The sequence below is a fragment of the Micromonospora sp. NPDC002296 genome (assembly GCF_040296145.1).
Lineage (GTDB): Bacteria > Actinomycetota > Actinomycetes > Mycobacteriales > Micromonosporaceae > Micromonospora.
Map to the genome: position 1 here is coordinate 36,463 of NZ_JBEOWQ010000024.1, position 25,490 is coordinate 61,952.

At 71.3% G+C, this 25,490-nt stretch carries 15 protein-coding genes; 13 read left to right on the forward strand and 2 right to left on the reverse strand.

Annotation, left to right across the window (positions count from 1 at the left end; translation table 11 throughout):
* The first annotated feature begins 369 nt into the window (after window positions 1-369).
* The 4 genes from ABT023_RS19225 (at window position 370) to ABT023_RS19240 (ending at window position 10,850) form a co-directional block, all read left to right on the forward strand.
* On the forward strand, window positions 370-1,713 hold the full coding sequence (locus ABT023_RS19225) for an MFS transporter (protein WP_350887384.1): 1,344 nt from the start codon (window positions 370-372) through the stop codon (window positions 1,711-1,713).
* Window positions 1,710-5,951, forward strand: coding sequence for a non-ribosomal peptide synthetase (locus ABT023_RS19230; protein WP_350887386.1), 4,242 nt, complete (start codon window positions 1,710-1,712; stop codon window positions 5,949-5,951). The genes ABT023_RS19225 and ABT023_RS19230 overlap by 4 nt, the downstream gene beginning before the upstream one ends.
* Window positions 5,948-7,735, forward strand: coding sequence for a non-ribosomal peptide synthetase (locus ABT023_RS19235; protein ID WP_350887389.1), 1,788 nt, complete (start codon window positions 5,948-5,950; stop codon window positions 7,733-7,735). The genes ABT023_RS19230 and ABT023_RS19235 overlap by 4 nt, the downstream gene beginning before the upstream one ends.
* A gap of 76 nt (window positions 7,736-7,811) precedes the next feature.
* Complete coding sequence (locus ABT023_RS19240; protein WP_350887392.1) at window positions 7,812-10,850, forward strand: AMP-binding protein; 3,039 nt, start codon at window positions 7,812-7,814, stop codon at window positions 10,848-10,850.
* 120 nt (window positions 10,851-10,970) lie between these two features.
* On the opposite strand, the gene ABT023_RS19245 is transcribed toward ABT023_RS19240, so the two are convergent.
* Together ABT023_RS19245 and ABT023_RS19250 are read right to left on the reverse strand one after the other, a co-directional pair.
* On the reverse strand, window positions 10,971-11,654 hold the full coding sequence (locus tag ABT023_RS19245) for a helix-turn-helix transcriptional regulator (protein ID WP_350887394.1): 684 nt from the start codon (window positions 11,652-11,654) through the stop codon (window positions 10,971-10,973).
* 97 nt (window positions 11,655-11,751) lie between these two features.
* On the reverse strand, window positions 11,752-12,720 hold the full coding sequence (locus ABT023_RS19250) for a UbiA family prenyltransferase (protein ID WP_350887396.1): 969 nt from the start codon (window positions 12,718-12,720) through the stop codon (window positions 11,752-11,754).
* Between the two features lie 772 nt (window positions 12,721-13,492).
* Between ABT023_RS19250 and ABT023_RS19255 the strand changes: the two genes are divergently transcribed.
* From ABT023_RS19255 to ABT023_RS19295, 9 genes are all read left to right on the forward strand, one after another.
* Window positions 13,493-15,316, forward strand: coding sequence for a non-ribosomal peptide synthetase (locus ABT023_RS19255; RefSeq protein ID WP_350887398.1), 1,824 nt, complete (start codon window positions 13,493-13,495; stop codon window positions 15,314-15,316).
* A gap of 57 nt (window positions 15,317-15,373) precedes the next feature.
* On the forward strand, window positions 15,374-19,816 hold the full coding sequence (locus tag ABT023_RS19260; RefSeq protein ID WP_350887400.1) for a type I polyketide synthase: 4,443 nt from the start codon (window positions 15,374-15,376) through the stop codon (window positions 19,814-19,816).
* The gene (locus ABT023_RS19265) at window positions 19,817-20,968 is read left to right on the forward strand and encodes a serine hydrolase domain-containing protein (protein ID WP_350887403.1); all 1,152 of its coding nucleotides are present in this window, start codon (window positions 19,817-19,819) and stop codon (window positions 20,966-20,968) included. It begins immediately after the preceding gene.
* On the forward strand, window positions 20,965-21,864 hold the full coding sequence (locus ABT023_RS19270) for a diiron oxygenase (RefSeq protein WP_350887405.1): 900 nt from the start codon (window positions 20,965-20,967) through the stop codon (window positions 21,862-21,864). Before ABT023_RS19265 ends, ABT023_RS19270 begins: the two co-directional genes overlap by 4 nt.
* On the forward strand, window positions 21,861-22,712 hold the full coding sequence (locus ABT023_RS19275) for a class-II aminoacyl-tRNA synthetase family protein (RefSeq protein WP_350887408.1): 852 nt from the start codon (window positions 21,861-21,863) through the stop codon (window positions 22,710-22,712). The genes ABT023_RS19270 and ABT023_RS19275 overlap by 4 nt, the downstream gene beginning before the upstream one ends.
* A gap of 16 nt (window positions 22,713-22,728) precedes the next feature.
* Window positions 22,729-23,097 (forward strand): holo-ACP synthase, encoded by a 369-nt coding sequence (locus ABT023_RS19280; protein ID WP_350887411.1) that lies wholly within the window; start codon window positions 22,729-22,731, stop codon window positions 23,095-23,097.
* Window positions 23,098-23,111: 14 nt separating this feature from the next.
* Window positions 23,112-23,357: a phosphopantetheine-binding protein gene (locus ABT023_RS19285; RefSeq protein ID WP_350887413.1), complete on the forward strand. Its 246-nt coding sequence runs from the start codon at window positions 23,112-23,114 to the stop codon at window positions 23,355-23,357.
* A 12-nt stretch (window positions 23,358-23,369) separates the two neighbouring features.
* Window positions 23,370-24,188, forward strand: coding sequence for a class I SAM-dependent methyltransferase (locus tag ABT023_RS19290; protein WP_350887416.1), 819 nt, complete (start codon window positions 23,370-23,372; stop codon window positions 24,186-24,188).
* 79 nt (window positions 24,189-24,267) lie between these two features.
* Window positions 24,268-25,488, forward strand: coding sequence for an MFS transporter (locus ABT023_RS19295; protein WP_350887418.1), 1,221 nt, complete (start codon window positions 24,268-24,270; stop codon window positions 25,486-25,488).
* Window positions 25,489-25,490: the final 2 nt, after the last annotated feature.

Below are 25,490 nucleotides of genomic sequence, written 5' to 3' on the forward strand. Positions count from 1 at the left end.
AATTGGTGGACGCACACGGGTATGACCGACCGTCTCCCGATCGGCATGTCGTCAGGCGGCATCCTCTGAGTCACGCCCCCGGCGGACCGGTCGACCAGTAACGACCGGCATCGTCCGATCGGATGCCACACCCCCGACCGTAATCGTGACCCGGCCGGGTCGACCGGCGGGTTTCCCCTGCTCAAGGCCCATTCGGGTCGCCAACACCCACCCCCGTCGGCCCCGCCCACCCGGTGGCCCGGTCCGGCCGGTGGCCGTAGGTGAGCCGGATCTGCCCGTCGGCGCGGCTGAAGCGCCAGCACCATCGGGTCGGTGCGGCCAGCGCACCGCGGTCCGGCGAAGCATCGAGGCGGAAGGACGATCAGTCAGGTGGCAAGCTTCAGAGGCGTTGCTGGTTGGCCATCGCGCTGGTGGGCCAGCGTCCGCGACCTGCCGAAGGTAGAAGCGATCCTGCTCGTCAACACCCTCGTCGGGTGCGTCGGGTTCGGTCTCTACACCGCGGTCAGCGTGATCTACTTTTCCACCTTCGCCGACGTGTCGGTGGTGCAGGTGGGGCTCGGCTTCTCCCTCACCGCCTCTGTCTGGATCTTCGCGGCCAGTCCGGTCGGTCGGCTGGTCGACCGGATCGGACCACGCGAGATGACCATCGGAGCCGGTGCGGTGCAGGGACTCCTGCTCGCCTGCCTGCCGCTGATCAACGGCGTCGCGTCGTTCCTGATCCTGATGTGCATCCTCGGCATCGCCGAACGTGGCGCGAGCGTCAGCCGGGAGGCACTCCTGGCGCAGCTCGTCGACGACAAGCGCCGGGTGGTCACCGCCGCCCGGAGCCGGAGCATCGCGAACATCGGCCTCTCGGTGGGCACCGCCCTGGCCGGCGTCGCGCTCGCGGTGAACACCCGGACGGCGTTCGTCGTGCTACTGGTCACCTACGCGGCGCTCACCCTGGGGGTCAGCGCGATCAGCCTCCAGTATCCCCGGGTGCCCGGCCGGCGGGAAACCGTCCGGACCGGACCCAGAGGCGTCTTCCGCGATCCGCCGTTCCTCGCGGTGTCCATCCTGTCCGGCCTCGTCTCGATCTACGACACGGTGCTGGTGATCGGTCTGCCGCTTTGGATCGCCCACCACACCAACGCGCCGGCCACGATCTTCGCCGGCCTGATGATCACCAACACCCTGCTCATCGTCCTTTTCCAGGTCCGCGCCGCACGCAACGTCGAATCGGTGCCCGACGCGCGCCGGGCCCTCATCCAGGGCAGCCTGGCCGCCGCGCTCGCCTGCGCCATCTTCGGCGTCACCGCCTGGACCGACACCGCCGTGCTGGCCGGGGCCGTCCTGTCCGCCGGCGTCCTGCTGCTGACCGCCGGTGAGCTGCGCGCCGCAGCCGCCGACTGGTCCCTCCGGTTCGAGCTGGCCCACCCGGACGCCCAGGGCGAGTACGGGGCCATCCACTCCCTCGGATCGACGACCCGGTCGATCTGTGGTCCGGTCCTGGTGACCTACCTCCTGGGCGTCTGGACCGACGTGGGCTGGCTCGCCCTGGTCGTCATCTTCCTGCTGTTCGCCGCCGCGACCGGGCCCGTCGTCGGGTGGGCACAGCGCACCCGCGGCCGGTACACCCCCGCCGGCAGCAGCCCCGAGCCGGTCCCCTCCCCCATCGGCAGCGTCGCGGACGAACCGGTGCCGACGGCGCAACCCGAGGGAGCGACCCGATGAGCCGGACGGTGCCCGCCAGCCCTGAACAGCGTCGACTGTGGCTGGTCGACCGGCACGAGGAGGGAGGCACCGCCTACACCGTGCCACTGGTCTGGCAGGTGTACGGCGAGCTGGACGTGGCGGCCCTCGAAGCGGCGGTGGACGCGCTGGTGGCCCGGCACGAGGCGCTGCGCTGCGCGTTCATGGACGACGGCGACCAGGTGCACATGCTGGTCGACGAGCCGGCCGGCGGCAACCTGCGGGTGTCGACCGGGCAGACGGCCGCGCAGGCCGAAGCCGAGCTGGCCGCATTCCTCGACCGGCCGTTGAGCCTGCAGCGGGGTGAGGTGTTCCGGGCGGCGCTCTGGACGCTGCCCGAGCAGGAGGCGCTGCTCGCCTTGGTTCTGCATCACGCCGTGGTGGACGGCTGGTCGGTCGCCAACCTGGCCGAGGACCTCTCCACTCTCTACGCGGGGCTGGCCGGTGCCGAGCCGGCCGGCACGGAACTGCCGCCGGTTCCGGGGCTGGCCGAACTGGCCGCCCTGCAACGGCGGGAACGCACCGAGCAGACGCAGCAGGAGGCGGTCAGCCACTGGCGGGAGACGCTCCAGGGAGCACCCGCCGAACTCGACCTTCCGGTCGACCGGGCCCGCCGCCCCGATCTGCTCGACTGGCGTGGTGGCATCCGTACCCACAAGCTGGACCGGTCGACGTCGCAGGCACTCAGGAAGCTGGCCGCCGAGCGTCGCACCACCCCGTTCGTGGTGGCGATGTCGGTGCTCGGAGTCTTCCTCGCCAGATGGTGCAACGTGGTGGACCTGGTGATCGGCGTACCGGTCGCCGACGACCGCGACGAGACGACCGAGCGGGCGGTGGGCTTCTTCGTCAACACGCTGCCGATCAGACTGGATCTCAGCGGCGACCCGTCGTTCGACGAGGTGATCGGCCGTACCCAGGCCCGCGCGTTCGAGGCGCTGCTGCACCGCGAGGCCCCGCTGGACCTCATCATCCGGTCGCTGGAGCTGGACCGGACCCCCGGGACGCATCCGCTGTTCCAGGTCATGATGACGTACCAGAACGTGCCGGAGATCCACCTGCGGCTCGGGTCGACCCGGGCGCACGCCCGTCCGGTCTACCCGGCCGGCGCGAAGTTCGACCTGCTGATCGATCTGGCGCCCCACAGCGAAGGGCTGAACGTGCGGTTCGAGTACCGCACGGCCCTGTTCGACGACCGGTCGATTGCCGAGGCCGTCGGCTCGTACGTCGAGGTTCTGCGACGCTGTATCGCCGACCCCGGGGTCCGGGTGGGCGAGATCGACCTGCTCCCCGCGGAACAGGTCGCCGAGCGGCCCGACGGGTCGGAGCCGGTGACGGCCGTGCCGCCACCGTTGCTCGCCCTGGTCGCGGACGCAGCCCGGACCGCGCCCGACGCGGTCGCGGTGACCTGTGGAGAGGTCCGGCTCACCCGGCGTGAGCTGTGGCGGGCCGCTCTCCGGCTCGCCGCCCGGCTACGCGCCGCCGGTGTCACCGAGGGGGTGCCGGTCGGCTCGTACCTTCCCCGGGGTGTCGGTCTCGTGGTGTCCGTGCTGGGCATCTGGGCGGCGGGCGGGGTGTACGTGCCGTTGGACCCGCAGAACCCGCTGCCGCGCAACCTGTTCATCCTCGACGACGCGGGGATCGGGGTGCTGGTCGCCGACCGGGCGGTCCCCGAGCTGGGTCGGCGCAGCGCGGTGCTGCTGGGGGAGGACGGCGACACCGGTCCGACCGTCGGGGAGTTCCTGACCGACCCCGGGTCACCGGCGTACGTCATGTACACCTCCGGTTCCACCGGCCGCCCGAAGGGTGTGCTGGTGGAGCACGGCAGCCTGGCCGGGCTGATCGCGGAGATGGAGCGGCTGATCCGGCCGAACGCCGCCGACCGGATGGTCGCGTCGACCACGGTCACCTTCGACATCTCGCTGGTGGAACTGCTGCTGCCGCTGACCACTGGCATCGAATGTGTGGTCGCGGACTCCGAAATCGCGGCCGATCCGGTCCGGCTCGCCGAACTCGTCCGGGACCGTGGCGTGACCGTGGTGCAGGCGACGCCGAGCGTGTGGCGCATCCTGGCCGAACACCTCGACAGCGGGGTACGGGTGGCGATCTGCGGCGGCGAACCGCTGACCGTGGAGGTCCGCGACGCGCTGCTGGGCCTGGCCGGACAGGCGTTCAACGGGTACGGCCCGACCGAGGCCACCGTCTATTCGTCGGCCTGGGAGATGACCCCCGGGGAGATATCCGTCGGCGTGCCGCTGCGCACCAACCGGTTCCTCGTGCGGGACCGGTGGGGCCGCCCGGCCCCCGCCGGCACCTGGGGCGACCTGTGGATCAGTGGTCCGGCGCTGTCGCGCGGCTACCTGAACCGACCCGAGCTGACCGCCGAGGCGTTCAAGACGATCGACGGGGTCGGACGCGGCTACCGCACCGGCGACCGGGCCCGGCGTACCCGCGACGGCCAGTACCAGCTACGCGGCCGGGTGGACGACCAGTTGAAGCTGCGCGGCTACCGGATCGAGCCGGGCGAGGTGGAGAGCGCGATCAACCGGCTGCCGGGGGTGAACGGTTCCACGGTCGTCGCGGTCGAGGTCGACGACAACCGTAGCCTCGCGGCCCTTGTGGTGCCCACCGAGCGCGACGGGGCGGGCGGCGCCGTCGATGACTGGCGCACCCAGTGGGAAGAGGTCTACACCGACCTCGACCGGTCGGAGTTCAGTGGCTGGACGAGCAGCCTGACCCGCGAACGGTACCCGGACGGGGTGATGCGGGAGTGGGCCGGCCACACACTCGACGCGCTCACCCGCCTCGGGTTCGAGCATGTGCTGGAGATCGGCGCGGGGTCGGGCATCGTGACCCGGCCGCTCGCGCGGAAGGCCGCGACCTGGCTGGCCACCGACATCTCGGCCCGGTCGGTGGACGCGCTGAACGCGGACCGGGAGACGCTGGGCCCCGGTTTCGCGGCGCTGCTGAGGTCGGCCGACGAATGGGACGGCCTGCCGGACCGGTTCGACCTCATCGTGCTCAACTCGGTGATCCAGTACTTCCCGAGCCGGGAGTACCTCGACCAGGTGCTGGGCGCGTGTCTGGACCACCTGTCGCCCGGTGGCCGGATCTTCCTCGGTGATCTCCGCTCGTGGCCGCTGGCGCGGGCACACTACCGGGCGATGGCAGAGGCACACCATCCGGACGCGGACGGGCCGCGACTGGCTGCAGCGGCCGACCAACTCGCCGACGCTGAACGGGAACTGCTCGTCGACCCGGGGTACCTGTACCGGCTCGCCGGGTCCCGGGGTGACCTGCGGGTCTCCCTGCGGCCCAAGCACCTGGGCGAGTGGAGCGAGATGTCCGCGTTCCGGTTCGACGCGGTGTTGACCAGGGCCGGGGCGCCGACCGCGCCCGACCGTACCCCCGGTGAACACGCCTGGCAGACCCCGGAGTCGTTCGAGGGGATCTGTGCCCGGGTGGGCGACGGCCTCGACCCGGCGGTGGTCCGGGGGATTCCGAACGCCCAGAACGCGGCGTGGCTCCCGGCCCCGGAGCCCCGGGTGCCGGTGACCCCGGCGGCGCTGGTGGATCTCGCCCGCGCCCACGGCTGCGTCGCTGTGCTCCGCGTCGACCCGCAGGACGCCACTCTGCTCTGCGCCTACCTCGACCGGTCCGCCACAGCCGCCCGGCGGTACGCGGAGTGGGACGCCGCGCAGGCCACGGTGGATCCGGGCCGACCACTGGTCAGCGAGCCACGGCGGTCCCCCGCAGCCGGGTTCGATCCGGAGGACGCGATCGAGCGGCTGCGCCGGATCCTGCCGCCCTACCTGGTGCCCCACGTGATCGTCACGGTGCCGGCGCTGCCACGGTTGCCCAGCGGCAAGGCCGACCGGAACCGCGCACGGCGGCTGGTGCTCGAACACGTGCAGGCCCGGCGGGGCCGCGCCGCGCAGCCGGCCGACCCGCTGGAGGCGGCGGTGCGGGACGCCTGGGCCCGGGTGCTCGGCCATGACGGCTTCGGCCGGACGGACAGCTTCTTCCGCCTCGGCGGCGACTCGCTCGGCGCGGTGCGCGTGCTGGCGGACCTGCGCCGCCGGCTCGGCGTGCGGCTCCGCCTGCCGCAGTTCGTCCAGGCGCCGACGATCGCCGGACTGTGTGAGCTGGTGCGGACGCTCGCGGCGGCCGAGGACGGCGGGAACGGCTCAGGTTCGCCGGCGATGAGGGGAGAGACACTGTGACGGGTTCAGCGGATGCGCCGGTGGTCGTCGACACGTTGCCCGGGCTGTTCCGGGCGGCGGTACGGGCGCATCCGGACCGCCCCGCGGTCAGCGACGGCGACCGCCGACTGACGTATGCGGAACTCGACCGGGAGTCCGACGCCGTGGCCTCCGGGCTACGGGCCCGGGGCGTGGCCGTCGAGGACCGGGTCGGGCTCTACGCCGAACGGTCCGTCGACCTGCTCGTGGCGGTCCTCGGCATCCTCAAGGCGGGCGCCGCCTACGTCGCGGTGGACAGCCGCTACCCGGACGCCCGGCGCGACCTCATGCTGCACACCAGCGGCGCCAAACTGATCATCTGCGCGCCGGGCTGGCTCGACCGGCTGCGGGAGTTCCCCGCCGACGTGGTCACCCTGGCCGAGGTGACCCGGTCGGAGCCGGCGCCGATGCCGGCCGTCGAACCCGCCAGCGCGGCGAACGTCCTGTTCACCTCCGGCTCGTCGGGGCAGCCGAAGGCGATCGTCCTGGAACACCGGAACCTGGTCTCGCTCGCGCTCAACCCGGGACTGCCCCAGCTCACCCCGGCCGACCGGTCCGGGCAGATCTCCAGCGTGTCGTTCGACGCCTTCAACATGGAGCTCTGGACGGCGCTGGCCGTCGGCGCCGAGGTGGTCGTGCTGCCCGACGTACCGGACCTGCTGGCGGCCGACTTCCAGCGGCAGCTCAGGCGGTACGGGGTCACGGTGATGGTGGTCCCGACGATGGTGGTCAACCAGGTGGTTCGGGCGGACCGCGACGCGTTCGCCCCGCTACGCCTTGTCCGGGTCGGCGGGGACGTGCTCCAGCCGTCCGCCTGCCGCGACCTGCTCGGCGGCCGGTTCTCCGGTGAGCTGTACAACATGTACGGACCGGCCGAGATCACCACGGCCTGCACCTCGCACCTGGTGACGATGGCCGACGCCGAGAGCGACCTGATCCCCATCGGTCGGCCGCTGTCCGGGGTGACCGCCCACGTGCTCTCGCCGGACCTGCGGCCCACCGCCGACGGGGAGATCGGCGAGCTGTTCGTAGCGGGGCCGGGGGTGGCCCGTGGCTACCAGGACCAACCGGGGCTGACCGAGGAGCGGTTCCGCACGATCACTGGCGACGACGGTGGTCCGGTCCGGGCCTACCGGACCGGTGACCTGGTCCGTCGCCGGCCCGATGGCGTACTGGAGTTTGTCGGCCGGGCCGACGACCAGGTGAGGATCCGGGGTTACCGGGTGGAACCGGGCGAGGTGGAACGGGGCCTGCGCCGCCAGCGGCAGGTGCAGGAGGCGGCCGTCCTGCCCGACGGTACGGCCGACGACCGGCGGCTGATCGCCGTCGTGGTGGTCGACGGCACGCCCAGCGTCGCGGAGCTGCGGGCGCAGGCGGAACGCGACCTGCCGGACTTCATGGTGCCCAGTCACTTCATCGTGGTGCCGCAGATCCCGGCCACCGACCACGGCAAGCGGGACATGGCGGCGCTGCGCGAACTGCTGGACGCGCACCGCCAGCGCCGGGACAGCTACCTGCCGCCGGGTACGGACACCGAGCGGTACCTCGTCGAGTTGTGGGAGCGGCTGCTCGGGGTGGAGAACGTCGGCCGCAACGAGAACTTCTTCGCGTTGGGTGGCCATTCCCTCCAGGCGTTCCAGATGCACCGGCGGATCAGTCGGGACCTCGGGGTGAAGCTGCCGTTCCAGGCGATGCTGTCCAACACCGTCCTGGCCGACCTCGCGGCCCTGATCGACCAGTCCGTGGCGGAGGGCGAGCCGGGATGACGGGTGGGGGTCGTCCGAGTCGGGCGATCCCGCCGCTGTTCCGCTGCCCTGCCCCGCCACCAGGAGAGTGAGACCGATGGACAGCCCGTACGCCCTCGGTGACCGGATCGAACAGGTCGTCGCGACCCGCGTCCGCCAGCGACCCGACGCGACGGCGGTCCAGCAGGGGGAACGCCGGGTCAGCTACGGCGAGCTGTGGGCGCAGGCGTGCACAGCCCGGGAGGCCGTCCGAGCCGGCGGCGGATCGGCCGGTGACGTCGTCGCCGTGCACATGGAACGCACCCCGGAGCGGGTGGCGGCCTTTCTCGGCGTGCTGCTGGCCGGGGCCGCGTACCTGCCCCTGGATCCCCGGTGGCCCAGGGACCGCGTCGACGGGGTGGTGGCACGCAGCGGCGTGTCCCTGGTCGTTACCGACGACGAGCAGCGCTTCGCCGGGACCGGCCTGGTCAGCCTCTCGCCGGAAGTGTTCACCGGGTCACCCCGGCCGGTGGTGCCCGACGCGCCGACCGGTCGGCCCGGGCTCGACGGTGCCGCCCCGGCCAGCGTCTTCTACACCTCGGGCTCGACCGGCCGGCCCAAGGGCGTTCTCTCCCCGCACCGCGGCACCTGCCGGGTCCTGGTCAACTCGCCGACCATCCCGCTGGATTCGACCACCGTGTTGTTGCAGGCCGTACCGGTGCCGTGGGACATGCACTCGTTGGAGCTGTGGGGGGCCCTGCTCAACGGCGGTCGCTGTGTGCTGATGGACCGCGACCAGCCGGCCCTGGACGCCGAGGCGCTGCGCGGCGGGATCGCCCGGGGGGTGAACACCCTCTGGGTGACCAGCTCGTTGTGCAACGTCTTCGCCGACGAGTGCCCGGAGCTGTTCCGCGACATCCGGGTCCTGGTCGTCGGGGGTGACCGGGTGTCCGCCCCGCACCTGCGCCGGATTCTCGACGCCGCACCGGAGCTGCACCTGGTGAACCTCTACGGGCCAGCCGAGTGCTCGATGGCGGCGACCACCCACGTGGTGACCCACGCCGACCTGGTGGACGGCACCGACGACGTGCCCATCGGCCGGCCGGTGCCGCAGACCGGGGTGGTGCTCCTCGACGGCACCGGGGAGATCGCACTCTCCGGTGACGGGTTGGCCCTGGGCTACCTCAACGACCCGGACGAGACCGCGCGCCGGTTCTTCGACCGGGACGGTGTCCGCTACTACCGCACGGGTGATCGTGGCGAACTCGGCCCGGACGGCGAGTTGCGGTACCGGGGCCGGATCGACCGACAGTTCAAGATCCGTGGTGTGCGGATCGAGCCGGGCGAGGTCGAGGCGGTGCTGCGGTCGTACCCGTCGATCGCCTCGTGCGCGGTGCTGCGGGTGACGCGGCGCGCCGGTGACGCGGAGCTGGCCTGCGTCTTCAGCTCCACCGACGGGCGTCCGGTGGAGCTCGCGCCGCTGCGCGAGTTCGCCGCGCGCACCCTGCTCGACGCGATGATCCCGACCCGGTTCCACCAGGTCAGCCGGCTACCGCTGACCCCGAACGGCAAGCTGGACCAGGCCGAGCTGCACCGGCTGGTGTCGCCGGCCCCGGCCGGGGCCGGCGACGACGCCGTGGACCCGCTGGTGGCGGAGGTACGCGATCTGCTCGACCTGCCGGGGGTGACGGCCTCCGACGACCTGCTGGCAGCGGGCGCCACCTCCCTCGACGCGATCCGGCTCGCCGCCCGGCTGACCGGCCGCCTCGGTGTCCGTTGCACGATCGCGGACATCTACCGGCGGCGCTCGCTGGCCGGCATCGTCGACGCGCTCGACACGACCGCGCCACGGGCCGCGACGCCGCTGGTGCCGGTGGCCCCCGACGGCCCGGCCCCGCTCTCCCACGCGCAACGCCGGTTCTGGCTCGCCGAGCAGACCGCGCCCGGCCAGGCCGACAACATGCTGGTGCTGGCCTATCTGATGACCGGCACCCCGCACCTGGACGTGCTGCGTCAGGCGTTGACCGACGTCGTACGGCGCAATCCGGTGCTGCGCACCACCTATGGCTGGGACGACGACCTCCCGATCCAGCAGGTGCTGGACGGCGACGCCGTCGTGCTCAGCGTCGAGGAGGTGGTCCTCCCGGCGGCGGCCACGGTCCAGCTGGCCGCCGAGCAGGCGACCATGGACTGGTGGAGCCGCCCGTTCGAGCTGGAGGACGAGATCCCGGTCCGGGCCCGGATCTGCCGGCTCGACGAGGGTCGGCACCTGCTCTGCCTGCACGTGCACCATGTCGCGTTCGACGGCTGGTCCGAATCGGTCTTTCTGGCGGACCTCGCCGACGCGTACGCGGCCCGTCTCGCCGGAGAGGACAGCCCGGCCCCGGGCGGGCCGGTCTCCTACCGGGACTTCACCGTGTGGGAGCAGGAGAACCTGGAGCACTGGCGGCGTACCGAACTGCCCTTCTGGCGGGACAACCTCAAGGGTGCGCCAGCCCCGTTTCTGCCGCGTCCGTCGGCCGTGGGTGAGGCGCCGCGGCGGGAACTCGAACTGGAGGTGGCGGCGGAGACGGTGGCCGCCCTGCACCGGGCCGCCACCGCGAACGGGGGACCGCCGGTGTCGGCCCTGATCACCGCCGCCGGCAGGGCGGTGGCCACCGTTTTCGGGGTGCCCGACCTGTATATCGGCACGGTTACCGCTGGCCGGTTCGACACCGAGACCGAGCGGATCATCGGGTACTTCGTCAACCCGCTCGCGGTGCCGGTGTACGACGTGCCGGACAGCGAGCCCGGAGCGCTGCTGCGGGCGGTCAGCGACAGCACGGTCGCTGCTCTGGAGCATGCCCGGATCCCCTTCGACGAGTTGGTCCGGGAGCTGCGCCCGGACCGGTCCCGGCATCCCTTCTGCCAGGTCTGGGCGGTGCTCCAGGCGGAGACGCCACCGGTGACGATGGGCGCGGACGTCGTTGTCGAACGGATCCGGGTCCGGCCCCCCACCACCGCCGTCGAGCTGATGTTCGAAGCGTTTCCCCGCCCGGACGGTTCGTGGTCGCTGATCATGCTGTGGCGGGCCGACGGGATGACCGAGGACACCGCCGTGCGCCTGCTCGCCGAGATGGACGACGCCCTGCACACGCTCGGAAAACCATCCTCTTGATCACTGAGATCAGAACGTCGGCGCAGCCTCAGGTCCGCTCGGCTCGAACCGGCGGTGGTGGACGCTGAGTGATGCGCGAGGGCGACTCGACCGCACCCTCATCCGAAGGGACTCGAACCCCTAGCCTTCTGATCCGTAGTGGTGCGGGAGGCCCACCTTGTTGATCGCATCCACGCGCGAGGTTGCGGTGAGCTTGCGAAAAATCTTGCGCAAATGGGCTTTCACGGTGGGCTCACTGATCGCGAGTTCCTTGGCGATCTCGCGGTTGGAGAAGGCGCGGCCCACGCACTTGAGGACCTCCCACTCGCGCTTCGTGATGTTGTCCGGGCAGGTGACCGCCTCGGGCTCGCTGTGCTGCTCGTCCTTGGCCACGGCGGCGCGGTTCGCGAGCCGGACGTGCTCGTGCGCCACGCTGCCGATGTAGAGCCGGATGCTGATCGCCTCGTGCAGGCGGTCGAGCATGTCGGGCAGGAGGGCGGCGTCTTCCGATGTCGCCACCTCGCGCAGGACGGGGACCGCCGCACGCCACAGCAGGATGCCCGCGCGGATCGAGTCGGCGACGAGGATCTGCTGGTTTGCCCGTTCGATGCCGAGTTCGCGGGTGACGGCTTGCGGGTCGGGTCGTTCCTGGGCGATCGGGTCGAGCAGGTGCAGGCACTCGCCCAGGATCTCTTCGGCTTGACTGCGGGCCTGGTGCCAGCGGTCAGCCGTGGTGGTGAGGGGGCTGTCAGCGTCGCGCAGAGCCCGCTCGTAGCGGGCGAGGATCTCGTCGGTATACGCCCGGAAATTGTCGACCAACGACACCCTGTGCCCCGTAACCCTCTGCCTCGTATGAAGTTCAGCTAGGGATCTTGTAGACAGCGCCCCATGATATCTCATGCCGCGGTATCCGCTTGTCGTGTCAGAACGTGTTGCGGGCGACAAGCGAAAGTCCAAGCGCGGCGACGGCCCCATATTGACCGGCCATGAAGCTGCGGTAGGGCTGAGCGAGCGCATTGCCGGTGAGCGAGCGGCAGTCGACGGCGAGACGGAATGCCGCCGCCGTGAGCACCAGCATGGACGGGAGCAAAATCGGTGCCGCCAGGGCGGCCGCCGTGAGGCCCGTCGCCGCGACCCCGACCGCCAGCACGGCGGTGTATCGAGCGACGGGACCGACACCGTGCCGCACCGCGAACGTGCGCCGCCCCGCCACGGCGTCACCCGGCACGTCCGTCAGGTCCTTGGCCAGGGCGCCCACCAGCCCCATCCACCCGGACATGACCAGGCCGAACACGACTGCGGCGGCACTGAAGCCCTGCGCGGCACCCATGCCCCCCAGGAAGGTCAGCAGGCCCAGGCCGGCGACGACGACCGAGGCAGCCATCCCCTGCCGCTTGGCCGGGAACGGAGGACCGGAGTAGACGAAGCCCAGACCCAGGAAGATCAACACTTCGACCTCGATGCCCGCCACCGCGCCGGCGCCGAGCGCCAGTGCGGCGGTCCCACCTGCCAGCGCCGCCGCGCTCGACCGGGGCAGCCGCCCCGACGCGATGGGGCGGTGCGAGCCGTTGCCGCGGTCCTCGGCGACGTCCATGACCCCGTTGAAGATGTAGACGGCGACAGCAGCCGAGGACCACGCCACGGCTCCGACGGCGACCGCGGCGAGGTGGGCCCGCGCCTGGCCGGTAAGCGCTGCCCCGGCCAGGAAACGGCTGAGGAACATCACCTGAACCAGTGGCCGGGACTCCAGCAGTCCCATGACCACCGTGTGCCCTGCGGCCCGGGCCGCGCCGGGCGCTCCGATTGACGACGTGAATTTGTGTCGATCGACCTGCGTCATTGTCGTGACCCCCGTGTTCGCGCCGAGACGATGGGAACGAAGCAGCAGCACCAGCCTCCTGCCTCCATTAGGGAATGTCCAGCGGAGGCGACGCGGGACCGCGCGTACGCCTTCACGGGGCGCGACTCCACGCAGCGCGACGTGGATCGCACGAGTGGCAGTGGCAGTCGGACGTGGCACCTCAAGGGCAAGGCAGCGGCAAGCCGCCGGTTGCTTGCGATTCAGCCACGACAGCGGTCAATGTCAGAACTTGGAGAGGGCATGAAGGACCACCTCGGCCTGCACCAGTTACGGGCGAGGCTCCGCACCGCCGAACACGCCCGACCAACCGCCGCCACCCGGGCCCGGGCTGATCCCGCTGACCGTCCCCGAGGCCAAGCGAATCCTCGCCACCGACCTCCAGCACCCGAGACCACCCGGCCAGGACACGCACTGGCCAACCTGGCGATGCCGTCACCAGACCCGCGCCCGCTGGGTTCCACCGAGACACATGGCGAAATAGGGACTACCCCCTGGTCAGCTAGCAATTGGCGGCCGCGTACTAAACGCCGGGCCAACCGGCTTTGCGGTGTTCGTGGCGGGCGACCTGCCGGCCGGCCGAGGATTACCAAAGAATGATGACCGTAATCCTTTCGGACGAGTTGATCGCTGTTGACCGAAAGAGTAGCCCTTGTTAGCGTCGGGACAGCCTTTGGGAATCGCTGCTGTTGATCTTTGCGTTGCCTGAGACTTCTAGTCGACTACGGGGGGAGTCGCTATGCCATCGGCATCTTTTGTGGACAGCGGTCGCCGGTCGATTGTCGAACAGTGCCGTCGGCGCGCGGTGGACACGCCCGACGCGGTGGCCGTCGTCGACGCCACGGAATCCGTTTCCTGCGCGGAGCTCTGGCGCCGGGTCGAGGCGGCGACCGCCGTGCTGCGTGCCGCCGGCTGCGCGCCCGGCCGCCCGATCGCGATCTGCATGGCGCCGACGGTCAGTCGGCTGGTGTCCATGCTGGCCGTGATGGGGATCGGCGCGCCGTACGTCCCGGTCGACCCGCACTTCCCCGACTCCCGGATCCGCTCCATCGCCGACGCTGCCGACGCGGGGTGCGTGCTCGTCGACGAATCAACCGAGAAGCGTTTCGCCGCGCTGCCGTACCGGCTCCTGGACCTATCGCAATGCGCCCCGGATCAGGACGGGTCCGCTGTTGCCGAGCCGGGGAGTGGCGATCTGGCCTACCTCATCTTCACCTCCGGATCGACGGGCGAGCCGAAGGGCGTCGCCATCGAGCACGGTGGTGTCGAGAATCTGTTCGAGGCGTTGGACGCGGTGTTGCCGGGCCCCCGCAGCCGGCCGGAAGAATGCTGGCTCGCCGCGGCCAGCATCTGCTTCGATCTGTCGGTCGTGGAATTGTTCTGGCCGCTGACCCGGGGGATTCCCGTCATACTCGCCGCCTCCGACTCCCTGGCCGGAAAGAGCAGCGACGGCGCCGAATTCCTTAACAGCATGCTGACCAGCGGGCGGGTCACCCACTTCTTCGTGACGCCCTCGCTGATTCAGCTGATGCTGCAGGACCGCGCGATCGCCGCCGGTATCCGCGGGCTGCGGGTGCTGATCCTGGGCGGCGAGATCGTCCAGCCCGAACTGGTCGGCCAACTCAGCTCGGTGGAGCACCTCTACAACGCGTACGGCCCGACCGAGGCCACCGTGGCGACGACGGTGCACGAATGCTCCGGCCGTGACGTCGGGTACGTACCGATCGGGCGGCCCCTGAGCGGCTTCACCGTCCGCGTCGTCGACGAGACCGGGCGGGAATGCTCGCCGGGCGAACCAGGTGAGCTGCTGATCGCCGGTGCCGGCCTCGCCCGGGGCTACGTCAACGACCCGGAGCTCACCGCCCGCAAGTTTCCCGTCCTCGGCGACGGAGAGGACCGGCGGCGCTGGTACCGCAGCGGCGACCTGGTCAGCGCCGACGCCGACGCCATCCTCCGGTACCACGGCCGCATTGACGGTCAGGTCAAGGTGCGCGGCTATCGGGTCGAGCTCGGCGAGATCGAGGCGACGATCCGCGCGATGGCCGAGGTCGGGGAGGCCGTCGTGCTGCCCGTCCGGGATGACACCGGCAGGGTGACCGGGCTGGTCGCGGCGGTGAAACCCGCCGTGCCCGGCCTCACGGCAGCCACGGTCAGGTCCCGGCTCGGCGAGTCCCTGCCGTGGTACGTGGTACCGCACGCGGTGCGGATCACGTCCACGCTGCCGCTGGCGGTGAGCGGCAAGGTGGACCGCCGGGCGGTGGAGCGGTTGCTCGCCGGCAGCGACCCCGGGCCAACGCATCCCCGCCGGGGGGAACGCTCCTATGAGCAGATTGTCACCGAGGCCTGGGCCGCGGTGCTCGGCGCGGATAAGGAGTTCGCCACCGACGAGCGGTTCTTCGACGTCGGCGGCAACTCGGCACAGCTCGGCTCGGTCTTCACCCGACTGGTCAGCGCCGTCCCCGAGGCGGGCCTGCAGCTGATCGACCTGTACCGGCACCCGACCATCGCCACGATGGCGGCACGGCTGCGCACACCCGCGCCGGCACCGCACCGGGCGGGCGGCCGGGTTCGCCCGGGTGCCGCGTCGAGCGCGGCGGAGCGTAGACGTCTGGCCCGGCGGGCGAAGTAGGCAGCGAGCGAGGTAGACGGAGGAAGAGGCGGCACCACCGACGGGAGGATTCGGTCAGTGAGCTACCAGGACAGCGTGGCGATCATCGGAATGGCCTGCCGGTTCCCCGGCGCGGACACCCCTGGGCAGTTCTGGTCGAACCTGGTGGGGGGCGTGGAGTCGATCACCGTGACGGACGGGCCGGCCGGGTGGATACACGCCTCGGCGCTCCTGGACGGCATCGACCGGTTCGACGCTGGATTCTTCGGCTACAGCCCGCGCGAGGCGGCGCTGCTCGACCCGCAGCAGCGGCTCTTCCTTGAGGTCTGCTGGGAGGCGCTCGAGGACGGCGGCGCGGCGGGTCAGCGGGGCACTCCGGACGTCGGTGTGTACGGCGGCTGCGGCACCAGCCTTTATCTGATGCACCACCTCGGGCGGCAGGCGAGCAAGCCGCTGCCGAACTTCCTCGACTCGGCGCAGGACCTACAGCTGATCATGGCCGCCGGGGGCGACTTCCTGACCAGCCGGGTGTCGTACAAGCTCGACCTCGACGGTCCCAGCGTGAGCGTCCACGCCGCCTGTGCCACCGGCCTGTACGCGCTGCACCTGGCGTGCCAGGCGTTGCTGGCGGGCGAGTGCGACATGGCCCTGGCCGGCGCGGCGCACGTACCGGTGCCGCAGATCGATCGCTATCAGCCGGAACCCGGTCTGGTGCTTTCCCAGGACGGGCACTGCCGGGCCTTCGACGCGGGGGCCACCGGAACGGTCTTCGGCAGCGGCGTCGGCGCGGTCCTGCTCAAGCCGCTCGACCGGGCCTTGGCCGACGGCGACCGGGTGTACGCGGTAGTCCGCAGCACCGCGATCAACAACGACGGGTCCGGCAAGCCGGGCTTCAGCTCGCCGAGCCTGTCGGGTCAGGCCGCGGTGATCCACCAGGCGCTCGCCGCCGCCGACGTCGAGCCCGGCTCGATCTCCTACGTCGAGGCGCACGGCACCGCGACACCGACCGGCGACCCCATCGAGGCCGCGGCGCTGACCGAGGTGTTCGGGGAGGTCGCACCCGGCTCCTGTGCCCTGGGCTCGGTCAAGACCAACATCGGACATCTGAGCTGGGCCGCCGGCATCGCCGGGCTGATGAAGACGGCGCTCGCCCTCTGGCACCGGACGCTGCCGGCCTCGCTGCACTACCGGGAGCCCAATCCGGGCATCGACTTCGCCGGGTCGCCCTTCTTCGTCCAGTCCGAGACCGCGGCGTGGGAGTCCGGTGGAGGGCCGCGCCGGGCCGGGGTCAGCGCCTTCGGGCTGGGCGGCACGAACGCGCACGCGATCCTGGAGGAGGCGCCACCCGGCCCCGCCGCGACCGGTGCGGACGCCGGAATCCAGGTGCTTCCCCTCTCCGGCGAGTCCGAGCCCGCGGTGCGCGAGCTGGCGTCGCGGATCGGCGCAGCGCTGCTGGCCGAGGCCGCGCCGAGCGCCGCTGACGCCGCCTTCACCCTCGGCACCGGGCGCCGGCACTTCCCGTGCCGGGCGGCGGTTGTCGGTTCGGACCGCAAGACGCTCGCCATGCTGCTGGATGCCGTGACGAACGGCGAGACGGACGCGGCGGACGGGTTCGACGGCGAGATCGGGCTCCACTCCGGTGTCGTCCGCGGCACCGCGCCCCGGCTGACCGCGCTCTTCTCCGGGCACGGCGCCGAATACCTGGAGGCCTGCCGCGACCTCTACCTGACCGAGCCCGTGTTCCGCAGCTTCATCGAACGTGCCGACCCGCACTACCAGCAGCTCATCGGCCACCGCCTCTCCGAGTTCCTCTATCAGGATGAGGCGCGCCGGGGCATGCCGATCACCGACTTCCGGCTGGCCCAGCCGGTCGTCTACACCCTGCAGGCGGCGCTGCTCACCCTCTGGCACCACTGGGGCATCGAGCCGGACGGGTACGTCGGCCACAGCCTCGGTGAGTACGCGGCGGCGTACGGTGCGGGCGTCTTCGACTTCGAGACCGGGCTCCACCTCGTGTCCGAGCGTGCCCGGCTGTTCAGCACCCTGCCCGAGTCCGGTGCCATGGCCGCCGTCTTCGCCGACGAGCGGCGGGTGCGGGAGCTGCTGACCGAGCATGATCAGGTCGACGTCGCAGCGGTCAACGCGCCGAACCGTACCGTGATCTCCGGTGACGGCGCCGCCGTCCGCGCCGCCACCGCGGAGGCCGAGCGGTGCGGCATCGTCTGCAAGCCCCTGCGGATCGGCCGCGCCGCGCACTCCCGGCAGGTAGACGCGATCCTTGACGACTACGCCGCCGTGCTGGACGCCGTCGACCTGCGGCCGCCGGTGCATACGCTCGTGTCCACGCTTACCGGCGCTCCGGCCACGGCGGAGATCGCGACGCCCGGCTACTGGCTGCGGCAGCTGCGCCGGCCGGTCCGGTTCGTCGACGCGATCCGCGCGGCCGCCGGGGAAATGCCCGGCGTCCTGCTCGAGATCGGTCTGGCCGACACCCTCACCGGCCTGTCCCAGCTCACCCTCGGCGCCGACCCGGAGACCGAGCCGACCTGCCTTGAGACGCTGCGCTGGGACCGCAACGACGTCGCCTCCACCCGGCTCGCGCTCGCCGGGGCGTACACGGCGGGCATGGCGGTGGACTGGTCGTCCGTCTCGCCCGGCGGCCGTACTGTCACCCTGCCCACCTACCCCTTCCAGCGCCGGCGGCACTGGGTCGAGGCGGCACCGACCGGCGGCGACACGGCGGCCGGGTGCCTTGACGACGACCTCCCGGAGAGCCCCGACGAGGTGGCTCAGGACGGTCCCGCCCTTTACGCGGTCACCTGGGCCGACGCGCCCGCGACCCCCCTGACCCAGGCGCCGGGCCGGGTCCTTGTCGTCGCCCCGTCCGTATGCTCGGCCGCAGAGCTGACCCGGGAGCTGGAGCGCCTCGGTGCCGAGGTCCTGGTCCACGTGCACACGGACGACGCGGTGGCGGATACCGTGCGGGTGCTGACCAGCCACCGGCCAGCGACGGTCGTCAACGCCGTGCCCGTGCTGCGCAAGCGGCAGGCCGACCTCGGCGCGCTTCCCATCGGCCCGGTCTCGGCCCTCGACGACGTGGTCGAGGCCGGGGGAGCCGTCACCCTGCAAATCTTCCAGGCGCTGTCAAGGGCGAACGTGCCCGCCGCCGTCTGCACCGTGACCTCCGGCGCCCGCCGCGTCCTGAGCTCAGACGACGTGATCCCCGCGCAGGGCGCGATCGTCGGTCTGGCCCGGACCGCGCGTACGGAGTTCCCGGCCGTCCGGCACGTCCTCGTCGACCTCGACGCGGCCGCGACCAAGCAGCAGTGGGCCCGGACGATGCCGCGGCTCGCCGGCGTCCTCGGCGCCCTCACCGCCGGCTCCGGCGACGCCGAGCTGGCGCTGCGCGGCGACCGCGTGCTGCTGCCCCGGCTCCGGCATGCCCCGGTGCCGGAGCCGGCCGGGCCGTCCCGTCTCGATCCGGAGGGCTGGTATCTGGTCGTCGGCGGGCTCGCCGGCGTCGGCCTGGAGTGCGCGCACGCGCTGCTGGAGCTCGGTGGCCGGCGGCTGGTCCTCGGTGGCCGGTCGGCACCCCGCCCGGAGCAGGCCCGGCGGATACGGCGGCTGGCCGAGGAGTTCGGCGCGGAGATCCGGGCCGAGAAGCTGGACGTCACCTCGGCACAGCAGGTCGACCGGCTCTTCGCCGGCTACGGCGGCGCGGACGCGGGCATCCGGGGCGTCGTGCACGCGGCGGGCATCATCGACGACGCCATCATCGACCGGACGGACTGGCACCGCATCGAAGGGGTGCTGGCGCCGAAGGCGCAGGGCGCGTGGAACCTGCACCGCAGCGCCGCCGAGCACGCGCCCGGCCTCGACCTGTTCGTCATGACGTCCTCCTTCACGGGGCTGTTCGGCAATCCCGGGCAGGCGTCGCACGCGGTGGCCTGCGCCTACCTGGATGCGTTGGCCGGGCACCGCCGGGCCCTCGGACTCCCCGGCCTGTCGATCAACCTGGGCTCCTGGTCGGACGTCGGCTACCTGGCCGGCAACGCCGAGCTCCTGCGCCAGCTCGACGAGCAGGGCCTCGGCACGTTCACCAGCGCCGAGGGGCGCCCGCTGCTGCGCGCCGTGATAGCCGGCCGGTCCTCGGGACAGGTCGGGTTGCTGGCGGTCCGTTGGAAGGAGCTCGACCCGGAGCACCACCTCGCCTCGAACCCGCTCACCGGCGACCTGACCGGTGCACCGCCCGCGCTCGCCGCCGAAGCGCCCACGACGGCCCGGGAGAACGTGTTGGCCTGCTGTGCGGAGGTCGTAGCGCGGGAACTGGGCTTCGACGGCGACGAGATCGGCGGGCTTGACCTGGCGAGGGCGGGCATGGACTCACTCAATGCCCTCACCATCCGCAACCGGCTGCAGCGCCGCCTGTCGGTGCCGCTGCCACCCTCGATCTGCTTCGACAAGCCAACCGTCAGTGAGCTGGCCGAGGAGATCGAGCGGCAGATCCGGGTGGTGGCCTGAATGGAGCACATTGTCGGCACCCACACCGAAGAGTTTCTCCCGCTGGCTGAGGAGTTCGACCGGATCCACCGCGAAGGGCTGGACTCGCACAGCGAACTCTGCGTCTACGTGGACGGCGAGGAGCGGGTCCGGCTGCGCTCCGCGCAGCGCCCGCACGACCAGGTGCAGAACGTACGTTCGGTCGGTAAGGCCCTGCTCGCCGTCGTCACGCACGCGCTGCACGAGCGGGGTGTGATCGACATCGACGCCCCGGTAGCCGAGGTCTGGCCGGAGTTCGCCGCCGCCGGTAAGGCCTCGCTGACGCTGGCCACCTTCCTCGCTCACCAGGCGGGTCTGGTCGGCGTCGACCGTCGGCTCTCCGTCGACGACGTGCTCGACTGGGATCCGGCCGTCGATGCCCTCGCGGCGCAGCGGCCCTACTGGGAGCCGGGGACCGACCACGGCTACCACGACCTGACCTTCGGGTGGGGCGTCGGCGAGTTCCTGCGGCGGGCCACCGGCAAGCGGGTGGACGAGCTCTTCCGGGAGCACTTCCGCGAGGGGCTCGGCGCCGAGGTCCGCGTCGGAATCGACGACCTGACCCGCTTCGCGCCGTTCCGCCAGACGCAGCCGACCGGCACCGGCACCGCTGCGGACATCCTGGCCCTGCTCGGCGACCGCACCTCGTTGTTGAGCCGCTCCCAGCGCAACCCGAACCTGATGAGCGTGGAGAACTCCCTGCGGTACCTGCGCGCCGAGGTGCCCGCCTGCAACGCCGTCTCCTCCGCCTGCGCGCTCGCCAGGATCTTCGCCGCCACGATCGGCACCGTCGACGGCGTACGCCTCTGGAGCGAGCCGACCCTGCGGCGCGCCACCCGGCTCCAGCGGCGCGGGCCGGACCGGGTCTTCGTCCGGGAGCGCGCGTACGCGCTCGGCTTCATGCTGCCCGACCCCCACCTGCCGCAGGCGGGCCTGACGGTCGATTCGTTCGGCCATTACGGGCAGGACTGCGCACTGGTCTTCGCCGTACCGGGCGAGAACCTGGCCTTCGCGTACACGACCACACAGCTCAACCGCCGACTCGACCAGTACACGAGAACTGACGACCGCACGGACCGGCTGGGCCGGCTGGCCCTGGAATCGGCAAGAACCAGGAGGGTATGTCGATCATGACGTCCACGCTCATCGACACCAGCGAGCGGCTCCGAGAAGTCCTGGACCGGCTCAGTTCCAAGTCCATCGAGGACTACTACAACCCGTACCAGATGTTCGACTGGCCGCAGTCGCTCCCGGAGCACACGTGGTGGATGAGCCCCGAGCTGACCACCGTGTACGGCACCGAGGTCGCGCGCGATCTGAGCGAGGAGCAGCTGCACCGGCTCTCGAAGTACGAAAGCATCAACTTCTACAGCCTCAACGTGCACGGGATCCGTGAGCTACTCATCGAGGTCACCCGCCGCATACACACCGACGAGTTCGCCACGACGTCGGAGTTCTTCCACCACTTCATCGGTGAGGAGAACGAGCACATGTGGTTCTTTGCCCAGTTCTGCCTGCGTTACGGCGGCAAGCTCTACAAGCAGCCCCGCGGCGGCGCCGAGACCATTCCGCCGAGCGACGCGGCAAGCCTGCTCGTCTTCGCCCGCATCCTGATCTTCGAGGAGCTGGTGGACCACTTCAACGCGAAGATGGCGCTCGACGACCGCCTCGACAGCACCATTCGGAAGATCAACCAGATCCACCACCAAGACGAGTCTCGGCACATCGCGTTCGGGCGGGAGCTGGTTCGGCTGCTCTTCGAGGGTTTCCGCGAGCGGGCCACGCCGGAGGAGCTGGCCCAGGTCGCCGACTACCTGAGCCGCTATCTGACCTACAGCTTCGAGTCGCTGTACAACCCGCAGGTCTACAAGGACGCCGGCATCCCCGACCCCCTGGAGGTACGGCGGCGCCTGCTCGACGATCCGCGCCGGGCTGAGTTCGAGGCGCAGGTGTTCCGCAAGACCAACTCGTTCCTGACCCGGCACGGACTTGTCGCGGTCGGCGCGGCGGGAGCCGGGGCCGCCCGATGAGCGACGCGGAGCGCAACCGGATCACCGGCGGCCTGGCGATCCTGGGGCCGGCCGAGACCGCGCTGCTGCGCCTGTTGGACGACACGTTCCGCGGCTGGGCGGCAGAGGAGGGTGGCGTCGAACTGTCCGCTCCGCCGGTCTATCCGGTGGACGAGCTGGCGAACTTCGACGTCTACACCAACTTTCCGCATCTCGCGCTGGTCGCCGGCGGTCTGCGTACACCGGTCTCCGGCCCCGACGGCGGCCACTTCCCAGCCGACCAGGTCGCCCCTGCCCGGCTCGGGCTGCCCACGGCGACCTGCTTCGGCGCGTACCTCTACTTCCAGGACCGGACCGTGCCGGCGGACACCCTGGTGACGCTCGTCAACCGCTGTTTCCGTGGCGAGGAGCACTTCGACGGCCTGCGCCGCCTGCTCACCTTCCAGATGCGCGAGATCGTGGCGCTCGGGTCGTACCAGCACACGCAGGAAGTGATCGCCCGCTACCGGAACAGGATCGAGGAACTGCTCGGCGAGCTCTCGCTGGAGGTCACCGTGGATGCCGCTTCCGACCCATTCTTCGAAAAGGGCGGTGCCCGCGCCCTGCTCCAGCGGATGCAGCCGGTGAAGTACGAGTTCAGCGTCGACGGCCTCGCCATCGCCTCGGTCAATACGCATCGCAACTTCTTCGGCGAACGCTGCCGCATCGGCGTCGAGCCGCAGGAGGGCACCACCGGCGGCACCGCCTTCACCGGCTGCGTCGCGTTCGGGCTGGAGCGGTGGGTGAGCGTGCTCACCGACCGGTGCGGCTCGGCCGGACGCGCACACGAGAAGGTCGAGCGGGCGATCCGTGAGCGGCAGCCCGTCTAGCGCCCCGCGGATCGGTGTGGACATCGTGCTGATCTCCCGGGCCGAAGACCTCGTCCGGCCGGAACGGTTGCCGTTGCTCTCACGCATGCTGCGGCCCGAGGAAATCGAGGCCTGCACCCGGCAGGGCGGCCTCGACCCAAGCGCGGTCGCCGGCTTCCTCGCCGTCAAGGAGGCGGTCTTCAAGCTTTTCCACGAGCGGGACCGGCCGGTGCCGTGGCAGTCCCTGCGGGTCGACGGTGGGGCGGGCCGCTGGCCGGTTGTCCGCCTCGAGGGGCGGTCCGCGGAGTTGGCCGAGGCCGCAGGGATGACGTCGGAGATATCGGTCAGCATCACACACGACGGAGCGTACGCCGTGGCCGTCGCGGCCACCATGATCGACAGCTGAAGGGAATTCCAAAGATGACCCAGCAGACAACGGCCCCGATCGACCGGATCAAGGAATGGATCCTCGCCAAACACGAGGACCGCGTCGAGCTCGCCGCCGACGAGGATCTGATCGACAACCGCCTGGTCGACTCGCTGTCCTTCGTCGAATTCGTCTTCCTCATCCAGGAGGTGAGCGGCATCGAGATCGACATGGACACCCTCGACATCGGTGAGGTCCGCACTCTCTCCGCCATTCAGAAGCATTTCTTGGCCGCGTAGAAAGGCGATCCGATGGACGACATCTCCTACACCGCCCAATGGACCGCCGCCGCCCGCGCACGGGAGACGGAGCGGCCCGACGGCATCGTCCGCGACGGGTACGCCCGGCAGCTTGCCGAACCGCGCGGGTTCGAACTGCTCGACCGCTACCAGGGTGCCGGGGTGGCCGACTTCGTCGCCGTGCGCACCCGCTACATCGACGACGCGCTCGTTCGCCTGCTCGCCGAGACCGGCATCCGGCAGGTCGTGATGCTCGCCAACGGCATGGACGTACGCACCCACCGCCTCGAGTGGCCGGCCGGCGTCACGGTGTACGAGGTCGACCACGGCGCCCTGCTCGACGAGAAGCAGCAGCGCCTGGCGAAGCTCGACGCCGAGCCGCGGGTGGCCGCTGTGCCGATCGGGGCCGACCTGGCCGGCGACTGGCTGACGGCGCTGAGGTCGGCCGGTTTCGGGCGCGCCGAGCGTACGTTGTGGATCGCCGAGGGCCTGCTCTTCTTCCTCACCGAGGAGCAGGCCGGGCGGCTGCTCGAGACGGTGGCCGGCGCGAGCCAGCCGGGCAGCCGCTTGGTCATCGACCTGACCAGCGCCGCGCTGCTGCGCCACCCGATGACCCAGTCGTTCCTGCAGCGCCTGCGCGACGATGGCACGCCGTGGCAGTTCGGCACCGACGACCCGGCGGATTTTCTGGCCGCGCACGGCTGGACCGTCCGGGACCTGCGGCAGCCGGGCGAGCCGGGTGCCGGCGAGGGGCGCTGGCCGTACGCGGTCGCGCCGCGCGAGGCGCGCGGCGTCCCGCGGAGCTGGCTGGTCAGCGCCGATCTTTCCTGAGCGCATCGCCTATTGGCCTGCGAACGGCGCGACCCTGAATCCCAGAAATGTACGTTACTTCGCTGAATATGGTAGTGAGATGACCAAGAATGGAAAGACCTCCGGCGAGCTGCCCTGGCAGGCGCGCACGCTGATTCTGACGCTCGGCACGTTCGTCGTCGGAACCGACGGATTCATCATCGTCGGCCTCTTGCCGGAAATCCACGAAACGCTGGGTATCAGCACGGCGGCAGCCGGTCAGATGGTGAGCGTCTTCGCCTTCGCGTACGCGCTGCTGGGTCCGGTCCTAGCCGCGCTGACGGGACGCTGGCCGCGCCGCCGGACCCTGGTGACCGGCATCGCGCTGCTCGCCGTCGGCAACGCCGTGACCGCCTCGGCGCACGCGTACGGGCTGGTCCTCGCGTCCCGGGCGCTCGCCGGATGCGGTGCGGCGCTCTTCGTGGCAAGCGCCGTGGCCACCGCGGCGCACCTCGCCGGCGAGAAGCACCGCGGCCGGGCGATCTCGATGGTGACCGCCGGGGCCACCCTGTCGCTGGTGCTCGGCGCGCCGCTGGGCACGCTCATCGGCGGGGCGTGGGGCTGGCAGAAGGCGATCTGGTTCGTCGCCGGGGTCGCTGCGGTCGTCGCGGTCGTGCTCAGCTTCCTGGTCCCGGTGATCGAGCCCGACCAGAGCGCGTCACTGCGGCAGCGCCTCACCCCGCTGACCGACGGGCGGGTGTTGCGGATTCTGGTCGTCACGCTGCTCGCGTTCATCGGGGTCTTCCTGCCCTTCACCTACATGAGCGCCGTATTCGCGCCGGCGCTCGGCGGCCACGAATCCCGGCTCGCCCTGCTGCTGCTGGTGTTCGGCGTCGCCGCGACGGCCGGCAACCTCACGGCGGGGTGGCTGGCCGACCGGTACGGCCCACGTCGGGTCGTCATCGGTGCCACCTTGGGCATCGCCGTGGTGTGCCTGCTGATGCTGGCGGTCCGCGACCGCTTCGTCCTCGTGGTGGTCGCCGAGGCGCTCAGCGGCGTCGTGTCCTACTCGGTCATCGGGCCGCAGCAGTACCGCATCATCGCGTACGCGCCGCCCGGCGGGACACCGTTGGTCACCTCGCTGAACACCTCGACCGGCTACCTCGGCCAGTTCCTGTCCGGCGTCATCGGGGCGGGTCTGATTTCCACCACCGGCTCCGCCGCCCTGTTGCCGGTCGCAGCGGGCTTCGCGGGGCTGGCCGCGCTGCTCACCTGGGCGCTGTCCCGGCCGAGCCGGGAGGCCGCCGCCGAGCCCGGGGCGGTCACCGCCGCCGCGAAGTAGAC